Raw genomic sequence first — 24,187 nt, 5'->3', positions numbered from 1 at the left:
AATGAAGCACTTTTTATTTGTTGTTATTTTTTGTATTGCTTTTAGTAGTTGTAAGCATGAACAGAAAGAAGTTGAAGTACAAAGTTTTAAAAACTCTAAGATTGAAGGCGGTGTTTTTGGTACATTTTATCAAGTAACTTACGATTCTGAGATTAATTATAGAAAGCAATTTGATAGTCTGTTTTTTATTATAAATAAATCGATGTCAACTTATCAAGAAGATTCTGATATTTCTAAAATTAACAGAAATGAGAGTGCAACAATTGATAAACACTTTGAAAATGTTTTTAAAACTTCAAAAGCTATTTATAATGAAACTGAAGGCGCTTTCGATCCCACAATAGGAGCTTTGGTTAATGCATGGGATTTTGGACCAGAAGGAAAAATAGAAAATTTAGATAGTCTTAAAATAGAAAATTTAATGCTATCTGTAGGTTTTAATAGAGTTGCTATAATTGAACAAAAAGTGGTTAAACAACCTAATACATTTTTAGATTTCAATGCTATCGCCAAAGGCTACGCTGTAGATGTTATTGCTGATTTTTTAGATAGTAAAAATGTAGCGAATTATATTGTAAATATAGGAGGCGAACTTAATGCTAAAGGTGTTAATTTAGAAAAGAAATCTGGATGGACCGTAGGTGTTGAGAATCCAAATTTTGACGGTACTTATAGTTGGGATAAAATGTTAGTTTTAAAAGATGCAGCCATGGCAACATCAGGAACTTACAGAAAGTTTAAAGTAGATGAAGATGGTAATAGGTACGCTCATATAATTGATGCAGAAACAGGCTATCCAAGCAAAACAAATTTGTTGAGTATATCTGTTATCGCTGAAGACTGTATTATTGCAGATGCTTATGCTACTGCTTTTAAGATTATGGGTATTGAAAAAATAAAGTTATTCTTAAAATCACACCCTGAGCTTAAAGTGTTTTTGATTTTTGAAAATGATAGAAAAGAGTTGGAAACACTTTCGTTAAATAATTTTCCGGAGAGTTAAATCTATTTAAAACAAACAGGAATAATTTCGCCCTTAGCTAAACAGTATTTTTCAATATCAGTCTCATTGAGTTTAGATGTATAATCGACTTCATCTACTTTAAAACCAATACTTCTAAGTTTATTAAAGTAATCTCTACCATAAACACGTACATGGTCATACTGACCGAAAATTTTCGCACGTTCTTTTTTATCTAATATAGAATCATCCTCAAAAGTAGTTTCACGATTTAAATCTTGAGGAATTTGAAGAATAGCCATCCCTTTTGGTTTTAACACACGATATAACTCTTGCATAGCCTTAGTATCATTAGGGATATGTTCTAATACATGGTTGCATAAAATAACATCGTAGCTATCATTTTTAAAAGGAAGATTACAAATATCAGCTTTAACATCGGCTAAAGGAGAATTTAAATCTGTAGTTGTATATTTTAAATTAGGCATTTTTTTAAAACGTTTATAAAAAGCCTGTTCTGGAGCAAAATGAAGTACGTTTTTTTGAGAGGTGAAAAAATCTGTTTCGTTTTTTAAGTAAAGCCAAAGTAGTCTGTGGCGCTCTAAACTTAGAGTTGAAGGTGATAATACATTATTGCGTTGCGTTCCATATCCATAAGGTAAAAAGGTTTTAAAACTATTTCCATCTATTGGGTCTGTAAATTTTTCGCCTTTTAAAAAGAAAGCTAAAATTGGACGTGCAACGTAGCTTAACCTTATAAGTAATGGCCTTGGAATAATGTTTAAAACTAGTTTGAAGATTTTTTTCAAAAGCTGTTATTTATAATCTTCTCTTATAGGATAAAATGTATCTGTTACAACACAATCTGTTAAAGCAAAGGCACTGTGCACCACATTTGATGGAATTACTGTTATTGCTCCGGGTTCTAAAATTTGAGTAACACCATCAATTGTCATTTCTAATTTACCTGAAATTATTTGAGTTGTTTGCTCATGAATGTGGGAGTGAGCAGGAAGAACAGCGTCTTTATCAATATTTATAAAGCCAATGGTGTTATGTTTTGTATGTATGTATTTGCCGTTTATACCTTTGGCTAATTCTTTTTGAGGTATTTCAGAAATTGTGTATTTCATTTTTAAAGAACTAAAGTGTTTTTACGAAATTCTTCTTCCTCGTTACTTTCGATACCCAAAGCTTCATATATATAACCAAATGTAGAAAGCAATTCAGGTTTACCATCAATTAATGCTACATCATGCTCAAAATGTGCACTGGGTTTATTATCAAGAGTTGTAATAGTCCAACCGTCTCTGTGTTGTTTTATACGATGTGTTCCCATGTTTATCATAGGTTCAATGGCAACAACCATACCTTCAATAAATTTTTTGCCACGTCCTCGTTTACCATAATTAGGCATCTCTGGGTCTTCATGCATTTTACTGCCTAAACCATGTCCAACTAATTCTCTTACAACACCATAACCGTGGTCTTCACAATATTTTTGAATGGCATAACCAACATCCCCAACGCGATTATTAATTTTAAATTCTCGGATACCTACGTAAAGAGATTCTTTGGTTACTTGAAGTAATTTTTTAGTTTCAACGTCAATTTCGCCAACAGCGAATGTATAGGCATGATCGCCATAAAAACCATTTTTTAAAGCACCACAATCAATAGAAATAATATCGCCTTCAACTAAAGGGGTTCCGTTTGGAATGCCATGTACCACCTGAGAGTTCGGGCTCATGCATAGTGTATTAGGAAAATCATATAAACCTAAAAAACCTGGAATAGCACCGTGGTCTCTTATGTGTTCTTCAGCAATTTTATCGAGTTGTAACGTAGTAACACCTGGTTTTACTGCTTTTGCAATTTCGCCAAGGGTTTTAGATACAATTAATGCACTCTCTCGCATTAACTCAATCTCCTCTCTTGTTTTTACTACAATCATACTTAAAAAAATAATGGCAAAGATACTTAAAAAATCGTGTTTGAATCTTTAAAAACTAACGACTATCTATTGTCGCATATTTAAAGATTTAGCAATAGGATATTTTTAATTAAGTATCTATAAAAAAACGGCTTGAATTAAATAGACGATGTTGATAAAATTTAGCAGATATGGTTTACTTAAACAAGTCAAAAAAACCCTTTTTCTTTTCAGGAATTTGCGGACTTTCGTTAGTGAGCATTTGATAGATTTCTCCCCAGCCGATAAAACCACCAATATTTCTATCATCAATAAATAAGTCAGCGTGTATTTTTCGACTTATAGATTCATCGAATTTCTCTTCAGGAAAACTTTTATTTACAGCATAAAAATGAATACCATTTTCTTCACAGAATTTAACAGCTTCATCTAATCTATAACCACTTCTGTAGGTCCAAAGTATTAATCTATGGCCTTCATTTTGCAACTTTGTAAGCGTTTCGAATGCAAAAATTTGAGGTTTACCAATTTTGGGATAGGCATCCTCAACTATAGTACCATCAAAATCTACAGCAATTATAAGTGTTTCGTTAAAATTCATTATTAAATAGCGACTTGGGTTCTATGCAAAAATACGATAATTTATTTTTTACTGTTTTATACTAAAGCATTTTGCGTCATGGCTTCGGGCTGTTCAACTCCCATTAACTTTAAAATGGTAGGAGCCATATCTCCTAAAATACCATCTTTTATCTCTTTTAGTTCGTTGTCAATTAAAATTACAGGAACAGGATTTGTGGTGTGAGCTGTGTTTGGCGTTCCGTCTGGATTAATCATAGTTTCACAATTACCATGGTCTGCAATAAGCAAGGTAGAATATCCATTATTTAAAGCCGTGGTAACAACATCTTTTACGCATTCGTCAACTGCCTCGCAGGCTTTTATAGCAGCTTCCATTACGCCAGTATGTCCTACCATATCTCCATTTGCAAAATTTAAACACACAAAATCAACATCGCCTTTTTCCAATTCAGGGATTAATGCATCTCTCAATTCGAAGGCACTCATTTCTGGTTTTAAATCGTAAGTTGCAACTTTTGGCGAATTTCTTAAAATACGTTGCTCTCCATCAAAGGGTTTTTCTTGTCCTCCAGAGAAAAAGAAAGTTACATGCGGATATTTTTCAGTCTCAGCAATACGAATTTGCTTTTTCTTATTTTTTTCTAAAACTTCTCCCAACGTTTCTGTTAGATTATCCTTATTAAAAATAACATTTACATTTTTATAGGTGTCATCATAATTGGTTAGCGTTACATAATGCAAATTAAGTTTATGCATATTATGTTCATGAAAATCTGATTGAGATAAGACTTCTGTTAATTCTCGACCGCGATCTGTTCTGAAATTAAAAAAGATAATAACATCATCTTCTTTTACTTTAGCTATAGGATTACCAGAATCATCAACCATTATAATAGGTTTTATAAATTCATCTGTTAAATCGTTATCGTAACTTTTTTGCATAGTTTCAGTTACGTTTGTAGATTTTTCTCCAATACTATTTATAATAGCGTCATAAGCTAACTTTACACGTTCCCAACGTTTATCTCTATCCATGGCATAATAGCGACCTGTTACAGTGGCTAATTTTCCATTTGAGTTTTCTAAATGAGTTTCTAATTCAGACAAAAAGCCGTAACCAGATTTCGGATCTACATCTCTACCATCTGTAAAAGCGTGTACATATGTGTTTTCCAAACCAAAATCATCGGCTGCATCAATTAAACCAAAAAGATGGTTTATGTGCGAGTGTACTCCACCATCGCTTAGTAAACCTAAAAAATGAACATCTTTATTGTTTTCTTTGGCATATTTAAAAGCATCAACTAAAACCTTTTCTGTATTTAGTGATTTATTTTTTACAGCCAAATTAACTTTTACTAAGTCTTGGTATACAATACGACCAGCTCCTAAATTCATGTGTCCAACTTCACTATTTCCCATTTGCCCTTCAGGTAAACCAACATGTAAACCATCTGTTCTTAGAGTTGCGAATGGATACTTTTTATACAAAGAATCTATAAAAGGTGTATTAGCATGATCTATTGCAGAAACTTTAGGGTCTGGTGAGTTTCCCCAGCCATCAAGTATCATTAAAATAACTTTTTTGTTCATTATTTATACAAATTTAGTACAATACAAAGATACTTATTTTACTCAGATTAATGTATTAAAAACGCCTGAAAAAGTGCTGTTCTATTAGGTTTTAGTAAAACAATAACTGGCGACTTAAATCGTTAATAATATGTAAATTAAACGTTAAAAAAGTGTTATAAATAATTTTTAGTGTAACAAATTAGATTTTTTATCGTCTATTTAATATATCAAAAAACGTAATCATTAATCAAATTAAAATCTTTCATCATGAAAAAAACAATCATTATTTCCGCAATCGCATTATGCTTTTCAATTGTATCAGTTAATGCCACTCCACTAACTTCAACAGTTGAAACTTATGAAACTGTAGCTGCTTTAAAAGTTAATTCTTTTTGTGTCTCTATAGCAAAAGGTGATATAGAAACCGTTAAGAAATTAATTATTAGAGGCGAAGATGTAAACGAAAAGTCTAATGGCATGACTCCAGTGATGTATGCTGCAAAATTTAATAGAACTGAAATTTTAAAACTTTTAATTTCTCAGGGAGCTGATTTAAAAGCAAAATCAGACAAAGGTATGACTGCTGCTAAGTATGCTGAATTGCATGGTGCTAAAGACGCTGCAGTAATTATAAAAAAAACATTATCTGAAGCAAAAAAAGCTAAAAAGAGAAAATAATTATTAAAATATTTATATAATTATTTGAGCTAGTCACTCAAAAAAGCCTTGCTGTGCAAGGCTTTTTTTATTGTGTTCTATATTTTTCTATGGATTCTTGAATTTTTTCTATCCTGTTATCAGGGTCTGGGTGTGTACTTTGAAATTCCGGAACTCGATTTGGGCCAGCAGCAGATTTCAATATTTCCATCACACCAATCATTTCTTCAGGGTTATAACCAGCTTTTAGCATAAAACGAACACCTAAATCATCACTTTCCAACTCATCATCACGACCATTTGTTAATAATGTGTTTTGTCCAATTCCACTAATAACGCCTCCCATATCTGCTCCTACAGATCCAGCAGTTGTAAGGCCTTGCCAATACTCGCTTTCTGCAATTCTCTCGGCGCTATGTCTGCCTAATACATGTCCTATTTCATGCCCTAAAACACCAGCAAGTTGATCTTCATTTTCCAACTTAGAGAACAATGCAAAGGTTATAAATATTTGCCCTCCAGGAAGTGCAAAGGCATTAATTGTATTTGGGTCTGCTAATAAATGAAATTCGTATTTATATGGCGTTTGTTTAGCTATACTACTATTAACCAATTTGTTTCCTACGTTATCAACCAAGGCCTGATATTGGTTGTTTGAATGTAAGCCACCATGCTGTTGTGCCATTTGAGGAGCACTTTGTAAGCCTATAGCAATTTCTTCATTTGGGTTCATGGAAATTGTTTGGGTTCTTCCAGTATATGGATTAACTTCTCTTTGGCTACATCTTTTAATAACAAAAAAAAGTGCTATTGCTACTCCAATTAAAAGTCTATATTTTAGATTTTTACCTCGCATAAGAATGAATTTTTTGATAAAATTAAAGTTACTAATTTTGGCTTACATATTTATAAGACGCTTTTTTTCTGCAAAGTCACATTAACTAAAGCATTTTAAACATAGTATAATGTAATCCTATGTCTTTAATATTAAATGAATTACCAATAATTTTATAGTTGTTTCTCTTATAAAAATTTAAAGCTACTTCTCTTGCATTACACCAAACTATTTCAACGTCCTTTTTCTTGAGTAGAGATTCTCCTTCTTTCAATATTAAGTTTCCAAGATTTTTTCCTTGAAACTCTTTTAAAATTGCCATACCTCTTAATTGATATTGTTTAGTTTCAGAAAACGAAGAATTATTTTTTTCTAAAAAAGTAGAAATGCCAATGAGTTTATTTTTAGAAAATAACCCAAGGTGTATGGTAGTTTCAAAATCATCACCATCAAAAACACAAGATTCTATGGGTTTTCCAGCTCTTAATATAGGGTGTCTTACAGGATAAGTTTCCTTTGAATTAATAATGTTTATTGAGTATTCAGAATTGGTGTTATTTAATAAATTCTCTGACATGGCTTAATTTAAAAAAACGACTACTCAAACTTAAACAAAATTAATTTTTTAATTTAGTGCTAATGCTAAATTATTTAATTTTAATAAAAACAATTTCATGCCATTCGAGTTTAAAATTATAGATAAAAAAAGAATTGATGATATCATTCCTTTAGTTGAAAAACTTAATGAGAAATCTGTGTCTTATGCAGTTTTAAAAGATCGTTTTTCTGAAATGATAAATCAAAATTATGAATGTGCAGTTATATACGATAATGAAAAATTAATAGGTATTTGCGGTTTGTGGTTTTGTACAAGACACTATTCTGGTAAAAGTGTTGAGCCCGATCATGTTTTTATTGAAGACCAGTACAGAGGGCAAGGACTTGGAAAACAATTCTTTAAATGGATTTATAATTATGTAAAAGAAAAAGGGTGCGAATCTATTGAATTAAATACTTACGCTACCAATTACGCATCCCATAAATTTTATTACAATGAGGGGTTTAAAATATATGGTTATCACTTTTTAAAAAAATTATAAAATTTTACCGTCTAAACGGAAATAGATTTTATATTTGCAGCCTTAATGCGGGAGTAGCTCAGTTGGTAGAGCGTCAGCCTTCCAAGCTGAATGTCGCCAGTTCGAACCTGGTCTCCCGCTCAAAAGCTTCATCAAAACGATGAGGCTTTTTCTATTTTAAAGTATTCAATTCGGTATTGGGTTCAACTTCATATGGTTGTTTATTATACTCAAAAACCCTAGCGGTTAATGCTCCTTTTAATGTAATTGAATCATCTTTTACATATAACCAACTTCCTTCTCTTAAACCAACAACAGGATGAGTATTAAAATGATGAAACTCCTTAATTCTAGTTTCTCTAGTTTCTCCCATATGCTTACTATTTAAATCTGGGTCTAAGTAATGCGGATTGATATTAAACGGAACAAGAGCTAAAGCGTTGAAACTAGGTGGATAAATAATAGGCATGTCATTTGTGTTTTTAATAGTTAAACCACAAATATTACTTCCTGCACTAGTACCTATATATCGTGTGCCGTTGTTTATAGCTTTTTTTAAAACATCAATTAAATTATTTTTATATAATTGATTAGTTAAAACAAATGTATTACCACCACCCACAAAAATACCTTCTGCGTTTTTTATGGCTTTATTAGGGTTGTCAAAGGTATGTAGACCTGTAACAGATATATTAATTTTAGAGAATGCTTCCTTTGCTTTTTCTGTGTATTCATCATGAGAAATGCCACCTGGTCTGGCATAGGGAATAAAAATAATTTCTTTAACATCTTTAAAAAAAAATTCTAAATCTTCTAAAATGTATTCTAAATACCCGCTACCATGAAGTGTGGAAGTGCTCGCAATAATTATGTTTTTCATCAAAAAAAAATTTACTTAGTAAAGCTAGTTAAATTAAGTTTTTAACAAAAGTTTATTTTGCTTTTGAACTAGAATTAAGATTTTAAGTGGTATTTTTAAATAAAAATCAAAATGAAAAGAATTTTCACATTTATAATATTAATTTCTGCATTAAATAGTTTTTCTCAAAATTTAAATAGACTTGAGGTTAAGGGTAAAATTATTGTTGAAAGTAATGATGTAGCTGGCATTACTGTTTTTAATAAATCTTCAAATATTGGTACAATTACGAATGAAATTGGAGAATTTACTTTAAAAGTTACACTAAATGATATAATTGAAGTAAGCGCTTTGCAGTACCAAAGTCTCAGTTTTTCGGTTAATGAAGATATTATTGAATCAAGAAGTATGAAAGTTTTTTTAATAGAAGAAATTAATAAACTTGATGAGATTATTTTATTACCAAATAACCTTACGGGAAATTTGGACAATGATATGAGTAAAACTAAACGATTTACTCCAAAAATGGATGCTATTTATTTTGGTATAAAAAATAGTGATGAGTTTGATGTTCAAGATAATTACAAAACGGAAGTAAAAAATATGACCGTTAATACACAAAAAAATGAACTTGTAAATGGCCTTAATATTGTTAATGTAGTAGACCAGTTATTGTTGCCGTTATTCCGATCTGAAGTAAAGAATAAGAAAAAGACAGGTGTACCAGATGTTCCTGTAGAATCTATTAAATACTATTTTGGGTCTGAGTTTTTAGTTGATAATTTTAAAATCCCAGAGCATCGAGTAGAGGAATTTATTAGATATGTAGAGAGTGATGATTTCGATTTCTCTCTACTTAACTATGGAAAAGAAATGGAGTTTTTAGAATTGCTAAATAAAAAAAGTGTCGATTTTTTAAATAAATAATTCTCAAATATCAATTTAACAAAAGATTAAAATGGTTTTGTGTTTTATTTAAGATTCTAAATCCGTTCTTAGTGTTTTAAAGTCAGCATGTTAAAAACTAAGCATCTTGTATTATTAATATTTTTGTTTTGTTTTCAATTGGTTATTTCTCAATCTATAGAAATAAACGGTTACATAAAAAGTAAAAAAAACATAGAGAACATTCATGTAATTAATAAAACCGCCAAAATTTTCACTGTTACAAATAATAAAGGTGAATTTAAAATTTATGGAAGCATCAACGATACGCTAACATTTACTTCTATTCAGCATAAACCTAAAAGTATAGTACTAGATAAGAATATTATTTCTTCAAAAACCTGTGAAGTAAACCTCGAAGAGCTAATAAACGAATTAGATGAAGTTACAGTAGGTAAAATACTAACGGGCGACTTATATTCAGATATCAATAACACAGATGGAGACCCACCAATTAATTTTTACGATGTAGGTATACCTGGTTACACAGGTAAAATAGCCACACAAAGCGAGAGACGACTTAGCGAAGCAGGAGAATTTAAACCTAAAATGTTATTAGGTCTTTTAACAGGAGGGATACCACTAAACCCTATATTAAATGGTATTTCAGGTAGAACAAAAGAGCTTAAACAACACGTTAGAATGGAGCGAAAAGCAGATTTACTTCGTACAATTAAGGTTAATCTGTTCGAAGATTTTTTTAGTATACACGAACTTGATGAGAGTTTACACGCAGATTTTTTCTATTTCTGTGAAGATGACCCAGATTTCTACACAAGGTGCAATGGTACAAGCGATATTGAAGTTTTTGAATTTTTAAAAGAAAAGTTAAAACAATACAAGCAAAATTTAAACACAAAAGACGATTAAACTAAAATGAAATGCTTTTTGAAATGTCAAAATAGTTATTTTAGCAATTAAAAAAATTAATGAAATTTCCAAAACAGATAATTATACTTTTAGTATTGCCTTTTTTTGCATTCAATGCAATGCATAAATATTACATAAGTGTTACGCAAATTAACTATGTGTCTGAAAAGCAATCTGTACAAATAACCTCTAGAATTTTTATTGATGATTTTGAAAATATTTTAAGAGAACGCTATGATGAAAGTATAACATTAGCAGGAAAGAACGAGCCGGAAACTGTTAATGCTTTTGTTGAAAAATATTTAAAAGATAGAATAGCAATTAAAGTGAATAATAAAGAGGCTAATATTGTTTTTATTGGAAAAGAATATGAAGCCGATATTATGCGCTGCTATTTAGAAATTGAAGGTGTTGAAAGTATTGAATCTATCGAAATTTCGAATAAAATATTATTCGATTTATTTGAAGATCAACAAAACATCGTAAAAACCAAAATTAATTCAAAGCAAAAAAGTGTTATTCAAACTTCTCAGGATAATAATTTGGTGTTAAATTTTAATTAAAAAAAAGTTAAAACCCTCTAAATTTATTACTTTCGGGTGTTTTTAGTTGAAAAACATTAGGTTTCTACAGCCATTATCAAAAAACTATTAATTAAATCGAAAATTGAAATGAAAAGAATCAGTTATTTCCTATTGTCCTTATTATTTGTTTCCTCATCACTATTTGCACAGGAGCAAGAAAGTAAGAAGCCTCAGGGCCATACCGATCAAAACAAATTTAGGCAAATGAAAGATGTTCTAGCTACACCAAATGAAACTAGAACAGCATCAGGAGCACCAGGACATGCATATACACAACAAAAGGTTGATTATGTTATGGATATTCGTTTGGATGAAGACAAACATCAGCTTTACGGAGATGAGAAAATAACATATCATAATAACTCGAAAGATTATTTGGAGTATTTATGGATTCAGTTAGATCAAAATATGAGAGCTAAAGATTCTAAAACACCAGATATCAATTCTGAGAGTTTTAATGCTGCATTTAATGGTCCTCGAACTTTTTCTAACACGAATTTAAAATCACGTTTTGATGGTGGTTTCAATATAGAGCATGTTAAAAACGAGGATGGATCAGATTTATCGCATACAATAAACCAAACAATGATGCGTATAAACCTACCAAAACCATTAGCTCCGGGTGAAGTTTTTAAATTTCAAATTAAATGGTGGTATAACATAAACAATCATATTCTTGATGGAGGAAGGTCTGGCTATGAAGCTTTTCCTGATGGTAATAGCACCTTTGTAATAGCACAGTTTTTCCCAAGACTTTGTGTTTATGATAATGTTGAGGGCTGGCAAAATATGCAGTTTTGGGGCAGAAGCGAATTTGCCTTAGAATTTGGAGATTATGATGTAAAATTAACAGTGCCTTCAGATCATAAATTAGAAGCCACAGGTGTTTTACAAAACCCAAAAGATGTTTTATCAAGAGAGCAACAAAAACGTTTTGCTACAGCAAAAAAATCGTTTAAAGATCCAGTTTTTATTGTAACACAAGAAGAGGCAGAAAAAGCTGAAACAGAAAGAAGTAAAAAGCAAAGTACATGGCATTTTAAGGCAGATAAAGTAAGAGATTTTGCATTCGCAACATCAAGAAAATTTATCTGGGATGCAATGGCGGTTGATATCAATGGAAAAACAGTAATGGCTATTTCTTTATATTCTAAAGAAGGAAATCCTTTGTGGGAAGAGCATTCTACAAGAGTTGTTGCTAATACACTCGAAGAGTATTCTAAACTAACTTTCGATTATCCGTATAACAAAGCGGTTTCTGTTCATGCGCAAATGGGGATGGAATACCCTATGATTTGTTTTAATTATGGTCGTCCAAACCCTGATGGAACTTACTCTGAAAGACTAAAACGGGGAATGATTGGTGTAATTACACATGAAGTTGGACATAACTTCTTCCCAATGATTGTAAATAGCGATGAGCGCCAATGGACTTGGATGGACGAAGGTTTAAATTCTTTTGTTGAAATATTAGCTGAGTTAGATTACGATCCAAACTTTATTACAGGTAATTTACCAAAAGATATTGTGCCTTACATGGGAGGCGATCAAAGTTATTTATCACCAATAATGTCGCAAGGTGATTATGTATATCAATTTGGTCCAAACGCATATACAAAACCAGCTGCAGGACTTTATATGCTAAGACAAACCATTATGGGGCCAGAATTGTTTGATCACGCTTTTAGAACGTATTCAAAACGATGGATGTTTAAACACCCAACACCAGCAGATTTTTTCAGAACAATGGAAGATGCCTCAGCTATGGATTTAGATTGGTTTTGGAGAGGTTGGTTTTATACCACAGATTATACAGATATTGGTGTGAAAGAAGTAAAAAGATATTACTTAACAGACCAACCAACAGAAAGAGCAAAAGAAGTTGCTAAACGTAGCAATTTAAACCTTGATGAATATAAAGATAAACTAGTGTATTTTGCAGAGGCTGAAGAAGGAGAAGTTATAGAAAATGAAAAAAGCGCTTCTGATTTTAAATTTTTAAATGATTACATAGAAACACTTCCTGAGGAATTTAAATCTCGAGCTAAAGAAGCTCCGAAATATTTTTATGAGGTTACTTTTGAAAAACCAGGCGGACTAGTAATGCCAATTATTTTGGAATTAACTTATGAGGATGGTACAAAAGAAAGAAAAACATATCCAGCGCAAATATGGAGGTATAATGAAAATGAAGTTAAAAAAGTTTTTAGAACACAAAAAGCTATTACAAGTATTGTAGTTGATCCAGACTTAGAAACTGCTGATGTTGATACTTCAAATAATACATGGCCTAAAAAAGTTAAAGAAAACAAATTTGACCAATTTAAAGAAAAGGTAAAAGGCTAATTAAAAAACAAACATTATAAATAAATATAATTAAGAATGATAAAATTAAAATATCTATTCGTTGCTGTATTTTTCATATCAGTAAGTGCTTTTGCTCAAAATAAAACTGAAGAAAGTTCAAAAACAGGTCATACTAACACGAACAAGTTTAAACAGTTATACGAAGAGTTTGCTACCCCAAATATGTTCAGAACGGGTTCGGGTGCGCCAGGTCCTGCTTATTATCAGCAACAAGCTGATTATAAAATGGATATTAAAATTGATGATGTTAATGCAAGATTGTTTGGTAATGAAACAATAACATATACTAACAATTCACCAGATGATCTTAAATATCTTTGGGTACAGTTAGATCAAAACATGCGAGCAAGAGACTCAAAAACACCATTAATTCAAAGTAGTAATTATAGACCAGCTACAACTGCCGATAGATTCGCTAAGCAATTTATGACTGAGGCTTTTGATGGTGGATTTAATATTGAAAGCGTAACAGATTCAAAAGGAAGTAGTTTACCTCATATGATAAATAGAACTATGATGCGAGTTGAGTTACCAAAAGTTTTGAAAAGTGGCGAACAATTCTCATTTGCAATTAAATGGTGGTACAATATTAACGACCATGTTAAAGACGGCGGACGTTCAGGATATGAATATTTTGAGGAAAATAATAACAGAATATATGTTATGGCTCAATTTTATCCAAGAATGGCAGTTTACAATGATGTTGAAGGTTGGCAAAATTCTCAGTTTTGGGGACGTGATGAATTTGCGTTACCATTCGGAAATTTTGATGTAAATATTACTGTTCCAGCAGACCATATATTAGATGGTACAGGTGTTCTTGTGAATAGAAAAGAAGTTTTTACTCAAACGATGATGAAACGTTTTGAAAAAGCTAAGAAATCTTACAAAGAACCTGTTTTAATTGTTACACAAGAAGAAGCTGAGGTTACTGAAAAAACAAAAAGTAATAAGACAAAAACATGGAAGTTATCTGCAAAAAATGTGCGTGACTTCGGTTTTGCAACGTCTCGTAAGTTTATTTGGGATATGATGGCTGTTAAAATAGGCAGTAAAGACGTTATGGCTGTATCGTTGTATTCTAAAGAAGGGAACCCACTTTGGGAACAATGGTCTACTAAAACAGTAGCTAGTACTTTAAAGTCATATTCAAGAATGACATTCGATTATCCATATCATAAAGCAATTTCAGTACATGCACCTATGGGAATGGAATACCCAATGATTTGTTATAATTTTGGACGTCCAAATAAAGACGGAACTTATAGCGACCGTGTAAAATATGGGATGATAGGAGTTATAATCCACGAGGTTGGTCACAATTTTTTTCCAATGATTGTTAATAGTGATGAACGCCAATGGACGTGGATGGACGAGGGGCTCAATTCTTTTGTGCAATATGTAGCGCAATTAGATTTCGGAAAATGGTATCCTGAAGCGCTTTCCGAAGGTGATAAAGAATTTCCACATCGTCGTGGTCCAGCGAGTAAAATTGTTCCATATATGGGAGGTAACCAAGATTTTATTGCACCCATTATGAGTAAAGGACTTAATACATATCAATTTGGGAATAATGCATATGGTAAGCCTGCTACTGCATTAAATATTTTAAGAGAAACCGTTATGGGACCCGAATTATTTGATTATTCTTTCAGAGAATATGCACAACGTTGGATGTTTAAACACCCAACACCAGAAGACTTCTTCAGAACTATGGAAGATGCTTCTGCTTTTGATTTAGATTGGTATTGGAGAGGCTGGTTTTATACAACAGACTGGGTAGACATAGGTGTAAAAGACGTAAAAAAATACTACGTAACATCTAAACAAAATGAATACGGTAAAAGAATAGCCAATAGGTTTAATGTTGATGCAGATAAATTAGTTTATCTGATTGAAGAAGGAAGCGAAGGTTTTGAGGAAGATATGAAAAAAGGTTCTCCATCAGAAAATTCACCAACTTTAAAAGAATATTTGATGGATAATTTCACTCCAGAACAACGTAAAACTATAAAAGAACCTAAATATTTTTATAGTGTTACTTTTGATAAACCAGGAGGTTTGGTAATGCCAATTATAGTAGAGTATACTTATGCAGATGGTAGTAGCAAACGAGAAACATATCCTGCACAAATATGGAGGTTAAATGATAAAGAGGTTACTAGAACAATAGCCTCTGAAAAAGAGATAGTAAATATATCTGTAGATCCAGATTTAAAAACAGCAGATATAGATACATCAAATAATTCTTGGCCCAAAAAGACAAAAGCTAATAAGTTTGATGAATTCAAAAATAAAATAAAAGGATAAAATTTTAATATTTCATTTTTTAAAGCCAACTCTTAAGTTGGCTTTTTTATTTGGTTTAAAAGACGAATAGGTTAAAATAAATAGGAAACCTATCATTAAATCCTTTATAGTAATAAAACAACTCATTATATTTGTATTGTGATACAACAAGCTACATTTTTATTTATATCAGGAGGTGAAATAGCATTTATACTATTTATAGTAATTATGGTATTTGGTGCAGATAAGTTACCAGAAATAGCGAGAGGTATGGGTAAAGGTATGCGAACGCTTAAAGATGCTACAAATGATATTAAGCATGAGATAACCAAAACTGCAGAAAAAAATGGTATCGATACTAGTATTACCTCAGATGTAAAAAAAGAACTTAACAAAGTAAAAGACGACTTAGAAGATTTTACTGGTTCTGTTAAGAGAAAGTTGTAATTTCCTTAAATTATTCCTGTTTGAGCTGAATTTTCGTTCAAACAACCTATGTTTTTAGTTTTTTGTCGATTTTTTGTTTCCTACCTTAGAAATGAAATTACATTTATAATCCCAAATCTAATTACATATACCAATGAAAACTTACCTATTAGTATGTTTCTTCTTGTGCTTTGCATTTGCATTTAGCCAAACCGAAAGGGATATTATTCATAAAATAGATAGTATTAATTCTTCGGCTCAACTACATTTTAATAATGATGAAATAGTTGAATCTTTTAAAGTATTTAATCTTGCTAATAAACTTTCAGATTCAATAAACGATAGTTATGGTAAGGCTATTTCTAATTTTAATTTAGGGAAAATTTATACAATGATGCAAGAGTTAGGTCATGCAGAAAATTGTTATAAAATAATGCTAGAGGAGGCTAAAAAAATTAATGAAGATTATTTAATTGCTCAAGCTTTTTTTAGATTAGGAGAAATTAAAATAATAGAAAAGTCCTCAGTTCAAGCTATTTCATATTTAGAAAATGCTCTTAAATACATTTCTAAATGTAATTCTAAAACAGACGATATTCATAATGAAATTAAATGCCAAAACATTTTATTGGATATTAGAATGAAACTTAGTGAGTTTTATCTTAAAACAGGAGAAGTAGATAAGGCATTAGTTAATCTTTTAAGAGTTGAGGAAAAAATAAAAAATAAAACAGATAACAATTCTTTGTACCTAAAAGGATTTTGTAATTATTTATACGGTATTTATTATGTGAATATTCAACTTTATAATACAGCTATTGAAAAATTTGAATCTGCAACAATTCATTTAAATTCTAATGGTATTACAAATAACTATGAGTCAGATTTAGTTTTAAGTAAGGTTTATAAAGAATTATCGTTAGCTTTTGAAAAAGCTGATAAACGCGAAGACGCTTATTTTGCCTTAATTAACTACAACAAGCACAAAGAAAAACTAATTAATGAAGCTAAATCTAATAATGAAATAATAACTAGAACAAAGCTTTTAATTGAAGGTTATAAAAACGATGCAGAAATAGCTATAGCAGAACAGTTTCATCAAAAGCAAGTAGCTAATAGCATAAAAACTATTAATTTAATTGTTGTTTGTGCATTAATATTTTTAGTGTTTAGTTTAATTACTTTATACAAAGGTTATGCTTCAAAAAGAAAGTTAACTAAGGTTTTAAGTAAGCAAAATAAGGAGTTAGAAATTGCTAGAAAAGCAGCTGAAAAATCATCAGAACTTAAATCTAAATTTATTTCTAATGTCACGCATGAGCTAAGAACACCACTCTATGGTGTGGTAGGAATTACCTCTTTATTATTAGAAAAAAATAATTTAAATACTAAGGACAGTAAGTTAATATCGTCTTTAAAATATTCGGGCGATTACCTTCTTAATTTAGTAAATGATGTGTTGCAATTTGGTAAAATGGAATCACAAACACTTGAGTTAAAAAATGTGTCTGTGAATTTGAGAGAATTAATAAAAAATAATTCAAACTCATTTAGTTTTAGGCTTCAAGAAACGAATAATAAACTAGAAGTATTAATTGATGATGATGTACCAGAGTTTATTAAATGCGACAGCGTTAGGTTGTCACAGGTTATAATTAATTTATTGGGTAACAGTATTAAATTCACAGAAAGCGGTCGCATTAAAATAAGAGTTAAAACACTAAAGTTAAGTAATGAAAAAGCTTATTTACGATTCGAAGTAGAAGATAATGGCGTGGGAATACCAAAAGAGAAATTTAAAACCATATTTGATAATTTCTCTCAGTTAGACGATAATATAAATATTAATTATCAAGGTACTGGTTTAGGCCTTTCAATAACCAAAAGAATAGTTGAATTGTTTGGAAGCCAGATAGAGCTTGAAAGTGAAGAAGGTGTTGGCTCAACATTTAGTTTTAATGTTAGTTTCGATATAGATAACACTATTAAAAAAACTGATATAAATAAGAGTAAGGCAGGTGTAAAAATAGTTGACCTAAAAAACAGATTTAGAATTCTTGTTGCTGAGGATAATAAAATAAATCAAATTGTAACTAAAAACCTATTATCTAAAAACAATTACGGTTGCAAGATAGTTGAAAATGGTTCAGATGCATTAAAAGCGGTAAAAGAGAACTCTTTTGATTTAATTTTAATGGATATTAATATGCCACTAATGAATGGAGTAGATGCCACTAAACTAATTAGGGAATTCGACACAAATATTCCTATTATAGCACTTACTGCAGCAGATATAGATCATGTTAAAGAAAATTATGATGACATAGGGTTCAACGGAATTTTAACTAAACCTTTTGATAATATTGAATTTTTCCAAATGATAGATTCTGAGATAGAGTTAAGTAAAAACTTTAGTAAAACATTAGAAAAAGTATCTTAAATTATAGTTTTCTACTTATAGTTAAGCCATCTCGAATAGGTAAAACAACCGTTTCAATACGTTTGTCATTTTTTAAAAGCTTATTATATTCAATTAAAGCTGGAGTAGAAGTGTCTTCTTTTTTAAACGAGGTATCTAAAACCTTACCGCTCCAAAGAACATTATCAGATAAGATGATTGCACCAGAATGTAATTTGTCGATAATTACATTAAAGTAATTTGAATAGTTTTCTTTGTCTGCATCTATAAAAACTAAATCGAAAGAAATATCGAGTTTAGGTATAATTTCGAGGGCATTCCCCAAATACTGATAAATTTTATTTCCATAACCAGATTTATCAAAGTATTTACGCTGAAAATCAACTAATTCTTCATTTATATCTATAGTATGTATTTCACCATTACTTTGCATGCCTTCAGCTAAACATAGTGCCGAATAGCCAGTATAAGTACCAATTTCTAATATGTTTTTAGGGTTAACAAGTTTAGAAATCATACTTAGAACCCTACCTTGATAATGCCCACTAAGCATTCTGGGTTGTAAAATTTTTTGGTACGTTTCTCTATTTAGTTGTTGTAGCAATTCTGGTTCATCAGCAGAGTGAGCTACTACATAATCGTCTAAGTCGTCAGGTATAAAATGCATTAACTTAAAATTCTGTTTACTAAATTATCTTTTGCTATTTTATCTTCACCGCATAACCATTGAATTACATTATTTTCCCAAATATCATCATATTCATTTTTGGTAATAATTTCTCTTTCTACAGCTAAGTCTAATATTTTCCCAGGGTATGATGATTGTTTATCGCTTTCCATTTCACCTAATGGATATGGGTCATCTAAACCCATAATTACCTGTTTAGAGCCATGATTTCTGATTAGTAACTCTAAACCACCAGTATCGTGTACTAAAGTGTCAAAGAAAATATTCTTATGTCCTACGGCTTTTCTAGGGTGGTGTTTCCCTTCAAATAAATCTGGTCTGCCATCAAACCCTTGAATACGTCTGCCTAAATTAATTTGAGCTAACTGTCCGCCATGAGCAAAACAAGTTCTCATATTTGGGAATTTTTCTTGGTAACCATTTAAAGTCAAAAAATGGTAGGCATCAGCACATTGTGCTAACATCCAAATTAAGTGAAAACGCCAAGAGGTGTTTTCTAATTTTATGAATTTCTCTCCATCATATGGGTGAATTTCAACTGCTAAATTATATTTGTCAGCCAATTCAAAAATAGGCTCGTTTTCTTCATCAAAAATACAACGCCAAGTCCCAATGGTATCCATATAATGTGTTGGTAGGCATAATAATTGCATACCATGATTTTCTACACAACGCTCAATTTCCCAACAAGCACTTCTAATAAAAGCAGGATGTACCACAAAGCCGCAGGTAAATTTACTTGGACTATCATGCTGAACTTTAGCATTAAAGTCATTCTGAAAGCGTAGTGCTTTTTTCATTTCTTCAACACGCAAACCATTACCATATAATTGCGATAAATTAAGAACCACGGCATGGTCTAATTTGTTGCGTTCCATCCATTCTAGTTTTTCATCTAGGAAAAAACTAGAATCAGTAACAGGGCGTTTCCATCCTTTTTGAAGCATGAATTTTCGGTCTTTATCTACCCAAAAAATACCTTTTTCACGCATGAATTCTGGAATTTCTTCTGGATAAGGCAGTAAGTGTGAATGACCATTAATTCTAAGTTTGCGTTTCATGTTCAGGTCCTGAGAGGTCAGGAATCTTTAGTTATGTTTAATCTATTTTTACTTTTTTTGGTGGTTGCATAATTTCTCCACAATTTGGGCAACTGCGCTTATTTTTATCACCATAATATTTGTCAAAAATTTTAGGCATATCTGTTTCTATATTGTCTAATGTAAAATCTTCTTCATAAAGTTTTGTCACACAATTTTCACAAAACCAAAGTAGTGCATCTTTAACGCCTTTTTCTCTAGGATACTCAATAACCAAACCAACAGTATTTGCTCCGCGCTGAGGTGAATGTGGTACTTTAGGAGGTAATAAAAATATTTCACCTTCTTTTATGTGAATATCTTTTGGAGTTCCTTTATCTATTACTTTTAAAACAATATCGCCTTCAACCTGATAGAAAAATTCTGGTGTTTCATTGTAATGATAATCCTTTCTGCTATTGGGTCCACCAACAACCATAACGATGAAATCCCCGTCTTTCCAAACCACTTTATTGCCAACAGGTGGTTTTAAAAGATGTCTGTTTTCTTCAATCCAAGCTTTAAAATTTATGGGTGATACTAAATTGCTCATGCTTATATATTTTATATCTCTTTAAAGTTACAAACTTTTTGTACGACCTCCATCAACAGGAACGTTAATTCCATTAATATAACTTGCAGCTTCGCTAGCTAAAAATGTAATGGCATTTGCTGTTTCTTCTGGTTTAGCAAAACGTTTCGCAGGCGTATAATTTTTCATAATCTCGGTCATGTCTTCTATAGAGCGCTCTTCAATATTCGCTTTAATTTTAATAATTTCAGTTAATCGTTCGGTGTCTGTAAAACCTGGTAGAACATTATTTACTGTAATACCAAATTCTGCAACTTCAATGGATAATGTTTTACTCCAGTTACCAACAGCTCCTCTAATTGTATTACTTACGCCCAGACCAGGGATGGGTTCTTTAACAGATGTAGAAATTACATTAATTATCCTTCCAAATCCTTCTTCTTTCATGAAAGGAATGGTTGCCTGAGCCAAAAGATGGTTGCATTTAAGATGCATGGTAAAAGCATTTTCAAAAGCTTCTAAACTGGCAGTTAAAATTCCTCCACTTCTTGGGCCTCCGGTATTATTTATAACAATATGGAATCCATGTTCCTTTTCAATAAATTTAATAACTTGCTCTTGTAATTCTCGTGGATTAGAAAAGTCAGCCACAATATAATTATGATTTCCTTGGTTTGGCAGTTCAGCTAATACTTCTTTAAGTTTCTCTCTGTTTCTGGCAACAAGGGTTATGTTTACGCCTTCTACAGCTAGTGCCTTAGCTGTTGCTCTCCCGATACCTTGTGTACTTCCACAAACTAACGCGTTTTTATTATTTAATTTTAAATCCATATTCTTTTCTATTCTCGCAAAGACAGAAGTCTTTTTAATTAATATTTTTATTCTTAGAGGTTGTTACCTCTATTTGAACTAGTATTTAATACATACGTTTTTGGGTTCTGTAAAAAAACGTAAGGCTTCAAAACCGCCTTCACGTCCAACACCTGAAGTTTTTATGCCCCCAAAGGGTGTGCGTAAATCACGCAGCATCCAAGTATTTACCCAAATAATTCCAGCTTGTAATTGGTTGCTCAAGCGCATCGTGCGTTTTAAGTTATTTGTCCAAAGTGTAGCTGATAAACCGTACTTTACTTTATTGGCCATTTCAAGCACATCGTCTTCGTTATTAAATGGCATAATAGTAACTACAGGTCCGAATATTTCTTCTTGGTTTACACGACATTCATTATTTGAAATTTCAATGACTGTAGGTTCTAAATAATAACCATTTTCATAATTGTCAACTAAAATTTGACGTCCACCACAAAGTATATTTCCTCCTTCTTTTTTTGCAATATCAATATAACCTAAAACTTTTTCTAAATGTTGTTTTGAAACTATAGCTCCAATATCGGTTGTAACTCTTGATGGATGTCCAACTTTAAGTTGTTTTACTTTTTTAACAAAATCAACTTTGAATTTGTCATAAATAGAAGTTTCAACAAAAATTCTGCTACCACATAAACAAATTTGTCCTTGATTAGCAAAGGATGAACGCACTGTTGTAGCCAACATATCATCGTAATCACAATCTGCAAAAATGATGTTTGGATTTTTACCACCTAATTCTAAAGATAACTTTTTAAACATTGGCGCTGCAACTTTGGCTATATGTGCTCCTGTTTGTGTACCACCAGTAAACGAAATGGCTTTAATCTCTGGATGCTCAACTATGGCTTGCCCCGTTGTTGTTCCTAAACCATGAACAATATTTAAAACTCCCTTTGGTAAGCCAGCTTCATTGCAGATTTCTCCTAATAGATAGGCTGTCATTGGAGTAACTTCGCTTGGTTTTGCAACCACACAATTTCCAGCAGCTATGGCTGGTGCTATTTTCCATGTGAATAAATAGAGTGGAAGGTTCCAAGGTGAAATACAACCCACAACACCAATAGGTTGTCGTAAAGTATAGTTTATAGCATCATGTCCAACACTTTCGTGACTTTCGCTAGCGAATTGTGTTATGGCATGTCCAAAAAAGCGGAAGTTACTTGCAGCTCTAGGAATATCTATAGCTTTTGCTAAACTAATGGGTTTACCATTGTCTTTACTTTCAGCTTCAGCAAATCTTTGAATGTTATCTTCCAATAACTCTGAAATTTTAATCAAAATTCTACTACGCTCTTCTAAAGTTGTTAAACTCCAGGACTTAAAAGCTGTTTTTGCGGCTTTAAATGCTTTTTCTATGTCGTCTTTTGATGAGCTAGGTATTTGTCCATAAACATCACCGTTTTCAGGACAATAATTGTCTAGCCATTCATTTGAGATTGGATTTTCGAATTTGCCTTTTATGAAGTTTTGGATTGTTATCAAAAATTATTGGTATTTGGTTTCTTTTAATATATCGTTTATAATTTCTTCTATTTCATTAAGTTTTCTTTCGGCCGAAAAAACTCTATACAAATAGTCGTCTGTAATATTTTCGAATTCAATATCGTTGAAAATTTCGTATTTATTTATTTGAAGTTTTGAGTTTTCTTTCCAATTTAAAGCTCCATATTTATCTATATCCTTTAATGCATAATTTTTTGATAAATAAGGAACTAATTCATTGTCAATCTTTTGTTCAACGCGTTCAAAACTAACATCTAAACTCTTTAAATCACTCTGCCATTGATATAATAATACTTTGAGTTTTTTATTTTCAAGCAGTTTTAAACGCCCAGATTGAATAAGATCATTTATCGTATTCTCACTTGGTCGAAACTCACCAGTTTCAAGAGCAATAAATAGGAGGCTATCAACATTATGTTGCCTTATAACGTCTTGCGGTTTACCAAAAAATGACATAATTGATATACCTACTTTTTTTGCAGCCTTAGATTCTAACTGTGTAGCTTTTAGTAGTTTTTTGTTTTCAGAAAACTCATCATGTAGATTTTGTAGAATAGAATGCTCTTCTTTTTTGTCTTTTCTGCTTTCATTCCAATTATTAATTTGAAGTGCAATCAAAATACCAATAACTACAAGGATAATTTCACCAATAGCATATTTAAAATATTTTGAATTTTTATTTTCCATGAGTAAGTTTTGACGAATTTTTCGAAAGAATTTAATCATTTACAGTTTTTTATAAGCCATAACCTTAATCTCAACCACTAAATCTGGATGCGGTAATTGATGTACTGCTACCGTAGTTCTAGTAGGACCTGTTTCTTTGTCAAAAAATGTTGCATAAGCCTTGTTGTAGCCAGCAAAATCGTTCATATTAACTAAGAACGAAGTTACATCAACCACGTCTTTTAAAGTGGCTCCTTCATTGGCTAAATTCTTTTCAATATTTTTTAAAACTTCACGAGTTTGAACTTCAATATTTAAATGTTTGGTTCCCATCTCGTCAATAATATCAACGCCAGCTATAGTGTTATCTGCTCTTCTAGAACTGGTTCCAGATACAAATATAAAATCGCCAACACGTTTGGTATGCGGGTATGCACCCCTTGGAGTTACTTTATCACTCATAGTTTT

The 24,187-nt window shown here is 31.4% G+C and carries 25 protein-coding genes and 1 tRNA gene; 11 read left to right on the top strand and 15 right to left on the bottom strand.

Going from position 1 to position 24,187, the window contains the following annotated elements:
- The first annotated feature begins 1 nt into the window (after position 1).
- Positions 2–1,003, top strand: a complete 1,002-nt coding sequence (locus tag ABD939_RS05125; protein WP_345165293.1) for an FAD:protein FMN transferase — start codon at positions 2–4, stop codon at positions 1,001–1,003.
- 2 nt (positions 1,004–1,005) lie between these two features.
- On the opposite strand, the gene ABD939_RS05120 is transcribed toward ABD939_RS05125, so the two are convergent.
- From ABD939_RS05120 to gpmI, 5 genes are all read right to left on the bottom strand, one after another.
- Complete coding sequence (locus ABD939_RS05120) at positions 1,006–1,770, bottom strand: class I SAM-dependent methyltransferase (RefSeq protein ID WP_345165290.1); 765 nt, start codon at positions 1,768–1,770, stop codon at positions 1,006–1,008.
- A gap of 6 nt (positions 1,771–1,776) precedes the next feature.
- Positions 1,777–2,094, bottom strand: a complete 318-nt coding sequence (locus ABD939_RS05115; RefSeq protein ID WP_345165287.1) for a cupin domain-containing protein — start codon at positions 2,092–2,094, stop codon at positions 1,777–1,779.
- A 2-nt stretch (positions 2,095–2,096) separates the two neighbouring features.
- The gene (gene map, locus ABD939_RS05110; RefSeq protein ID WP_345165284.1) at positions 2,097–2,915 is read right to left on the bottom strand and encodes a type I methionyl aminopeptidase; all 819 of its coding nucleotides are present in this window, start codon (positions 2,913–2,915) and stop codon (positions 2,097–2,099) included.
- Between the two features lie 175 nt (positions 2,916–3,090).
- Positions 3,091–3,495 carry a BT0820 family HAD-type phosphatase gene (locus ABD939_RS05105; RefSeq protein ID WP_345165281.1) on the bottom strand — a complete coding sequence of 135 codons (405 nt, stop codon included), beginning with the start codon at positions 3,493–3,495 and terminating at the stop codon, positions 3,091–3,093.
- Between the two features lie 56 nt (positions 3,496–3,551).
- On the bottom strand, positions 3,552–5,069 hold the full coding sequence (gene gpmI, locus ABD939_RS05100) for a 2,3-bisphosphoglycerate-independent phosphoglycerate mutase (protein ID WP_345165278.1): 1,518 nt from the start codon (positions 5,067–5,069) through the stop codon (positions 3,552–3,554).
- Between the two features lie 249 nt (positions 5,070–5,318).
- Between gpmI and ABD939_RS05095 the strand changes: the two genes are divergently transcribed.
- Entirely contained in the window at positions 5,319–5,729 is a 411-nt protein-coding gene (locus tag ABD939_RS05095; protein ID WP_345165276.1) for an ankyrin repeat domain-containing protein, read from the top strand.
- Positions 5,730–5,796: 67 nt separating this feature from the next.
- On the opposite strand, the gene ABD939_RS05090 is transcribed toward ABD939_RS05095, so the two are convergent.
- Both ABD939_RS05090 and ABD939_RS05085 read right to left on the bottom strand, forming a co-directional pair.
- A complete protein-coding gene (locus ABD939_RS05090; protein ID WP_345165273.1) occupies positions 5,797–6,564 on the bottom strand; it encodes a M48 family metalloprotease in 768 nt (255 codons plus the stop codon).
- 85 nt (positions 6,565–6,649) lie between these two features.
- Positions 6,650–7,120: a GNAT family N-acetyltransferase gene (locus ABD939_RS05085; protein ID WP_345165271.1), complete on the bottom strand. Its 471-nt coding sequence runs from the start codon at positions 7,118–7,120 to the stop codon at positions 6,650–6,652.
- Between the two features lie 97 nt (positions 7,121–7,217).
- On the opposite strand from ABD939_RS05085, the gene ABD939_RS05080 reads away from it, so the two are divergent.
- Together ABD939_RS05080 and ABD939_RS05075 are read left to right on the top strand one after the other, a co-directional pair.
- Complete coding sequence (locus tag ABD939_RS05080; RefSeq protein ID WP_345165268.1) at positions 7,218–7,643, top strand: GNAT family N-acetyltransferase; 426 nt, start codon at positions 7,218–7,220, stop codon at positions 7,641–7,643.
- Between the two features lie 47 nt (positions 7,644–7,690).
- Positions 7,691–7,763: transfer RNA gene (locus ABD939_RS05075), tRNA-Gly, on the top strand.
- Positions 7,764–7,794: 31 nt separating this feature from the next.
- Here ABD939_RS05075 and pepE read toward each other — a convergent pair.
- Positions 7,795–8,502: a dipeptidase PepE gene (gene pepE, locus ABD939_RS05070; protein ID WP_345165265.1), complete on the bottom strand. Its 708-nt coding sequence runs from the start codon at positions 8,500–8,502 to the stop codon at positions 7,795–7,797.
- Positions 8,503–8,613: 111 nt separating this feature from the next.
- Between pepE and ABD939_RS05065 the strand changes: the two genes are divergently transcribed.
- From ABD939_RS05065 to ABD939_RS05035, 7 genes are all read left to right on the top strand, one after another.
- A complete protein-coding gene (locus tag ABD939_RS05065; protein ID WP_345165261.1) occupies positions 8,614–9,408 on the top strand; it encodes a carboxypeptidase-like regulatory domain-containing protein in 795 nt (264 codons plus the stop codon).
- Between the two features lie 87 nt (positions 9,409–9,495).
- Positions 9,496–10,296 carry a peptidase associated/transthyretin-like domain-containing protein gene (locus ABD939_RS05060; protein ID WP_345165258.1) on the top strand — a complete coding sequence of 267 codons (801 nt, stop codon included), beginning with the start codon at positions 9,496–9,498 and terminating at the stop codon, positions 10,294–10,296.
- 59 nt (positions 10,297–10,355) lie between these two features.
- Entirely contained in the window at positions 10,356–10,859 is a 504-nt protein-coding gene (locus ABD939_RS05055) for a DUF6702 family protein (protein ID WP_345165256.1), read from the top strand.
- A 108-nt stretch (positions 10,860–10,967) separates the two neighbouring features.
- Positions 10,968–13,226 (top strand): M1 family metallopeptidase, encoded by a 2,259-nt coding sequence (locus ABD939_RS05050; RefSeq protein ID WP_345165254.1) that lies wholly within the window; start codon positions 10,968–10,970, stop codon positions 13,224–13,226.
- 36 nt (positions 13,227–13,262) lie between these two features.
- Positions 13,263–15,557, top strand: a complete 2,295-nt coding sequence (locus ABD939_RS05045) for a M1 family metallopeptidase (RefSeq protein WP_345165251.1) — start codon at positions 13,263–13,265, stop codon at positions 15,555–15,557.
- Positions 15,558–15,695: 138 nt separating this feature from the next.
- Positions 15,696–15,983, top strand: a complete 288-nt coding sequence (locus ABD939_RS05040; protein ID WP_345165248.1) for a Sec-independent protein translocase subunit TatA/TatB — start codon at positions 15,696–15,698, stop codon at positions 15,981–15,983.
- 133 nt (positions 15,984–16,116) lie between these two features.
- The gene (locus ABD939_RS05035) at positions 16,117–18,402 is read left to right on the top strand and encodes an ATP-binding protein (protein WP_345165245.1); all 2,286 of its coding nucleotides are present in this window, start codon (positions 16,117–16,119) and stop codon (positions 18,400–18,402) included.
- Between the two features lies 1 nt (position 18,403).
- Here ABD939_RS05035 and ABD939_RS05030 read toward each other — a convergent pair whose 3' ends face one another.
- From ABD939_RS05030 to ABD939_RS05000, 7 genes are all read right to left on the bottom strand, one after another.
- Positions 18,404–19,048 (bottom strand): O-methyltransferase, encoded by a 645-nt coding sequence (locus ABD939_RS05030; RefSeq protein ID WP_345165242.1) that lies wholly within the window; start codon positions 19,046–19,048, stop codon positions 18,404–18,406.
- Positions 19,048–20,130 (bottom strand): amidohydrolase family protein, encoded by a 1,083-nt coding sequence (locus ABD939_RS05025; RefSeq protein WP_345165240.1) that lies wholly within the window; start codon positions 20,128–20,130, stop codon positions 19,048–19,050. Before ABD939_RS05025 ends, ABD939_RS05030 begins: the two co-directional genes overlap by 1 nt.
- A 37-nt stretch (positions 20,131–20,167) precedes the next feature.
- A complete protein-coding gene (locus ABD939_RS05020) occupies positions 20,168–20,701 on the bottom strand; it encodes a 3-hydroxyanthranilate 3,4-dioxygenase (RefSeq protein ID WP_345165238.1) in 534 nt (177 codons plus the stop codon).
- A 27-nt stretch (positions 20,702–20,728) separates the two neighbouring features.
- On the bottom strand, positions 20,729–21,511 hold the full coding sequence (locus tag ABD939_RS05015) for an SDR family oxidoreductase (RefSeq protein WP_345165237.1): 783 nt from the start codon (positions 21,509–21,511) through the stop codon (positions 20,729–20,731).
- A gap of 78 nt (positions 21,512–21,589) precedes the next feature.
- Complete coding sequence (locus ABD939_RS05010) at positions 21,590–23,029, bottom strand: aldehyde dehydrogenase (protein WP_345167329.1); 1,440 nt, start codon at positions 23,027–23,029, stop codon at positions 21,590–21,592.
- A gap of 6 nt (positions 23,030–23,035) precedes the next feature.
- Positions 23,036–23,779, bottom strand: a complete 744-nt coding sequence (locus ABD939_RS05005) for a DUF6090 family protein (protein ID WP_345165234.1) — start codon at positions 23,777–23,779, stop codon at positions 23,036–23,038.
- Positions 23,780–24,181, bottom strand: coding sequence for a RidA family protein (locus ABD939_RS05000; RefSeq protein ID WP_345165232.1), 402 nt, complete (start codon positions 24,179–24,181; stop codon positions 23,780–23,782). It abuts the gene before it with no gap.
- Between the last annotated feature and the right edge of the window lie 6 nt (positions 24,182–24,187).

It is taken from the genome of Algibacter aquimarinus, assembly GCF_039543265.1.
Taxonomy (GTDB): domain Bacteria; phylum Bacteroidota; class Bacteroidia; order Flavobacteriales; family Flavobacteriaceae; genus Algibacter_B; species Algibacter_B aquimarinus.
This window is presented reverse-complemented; position numbering and strand designations above follow the sequence as displayed.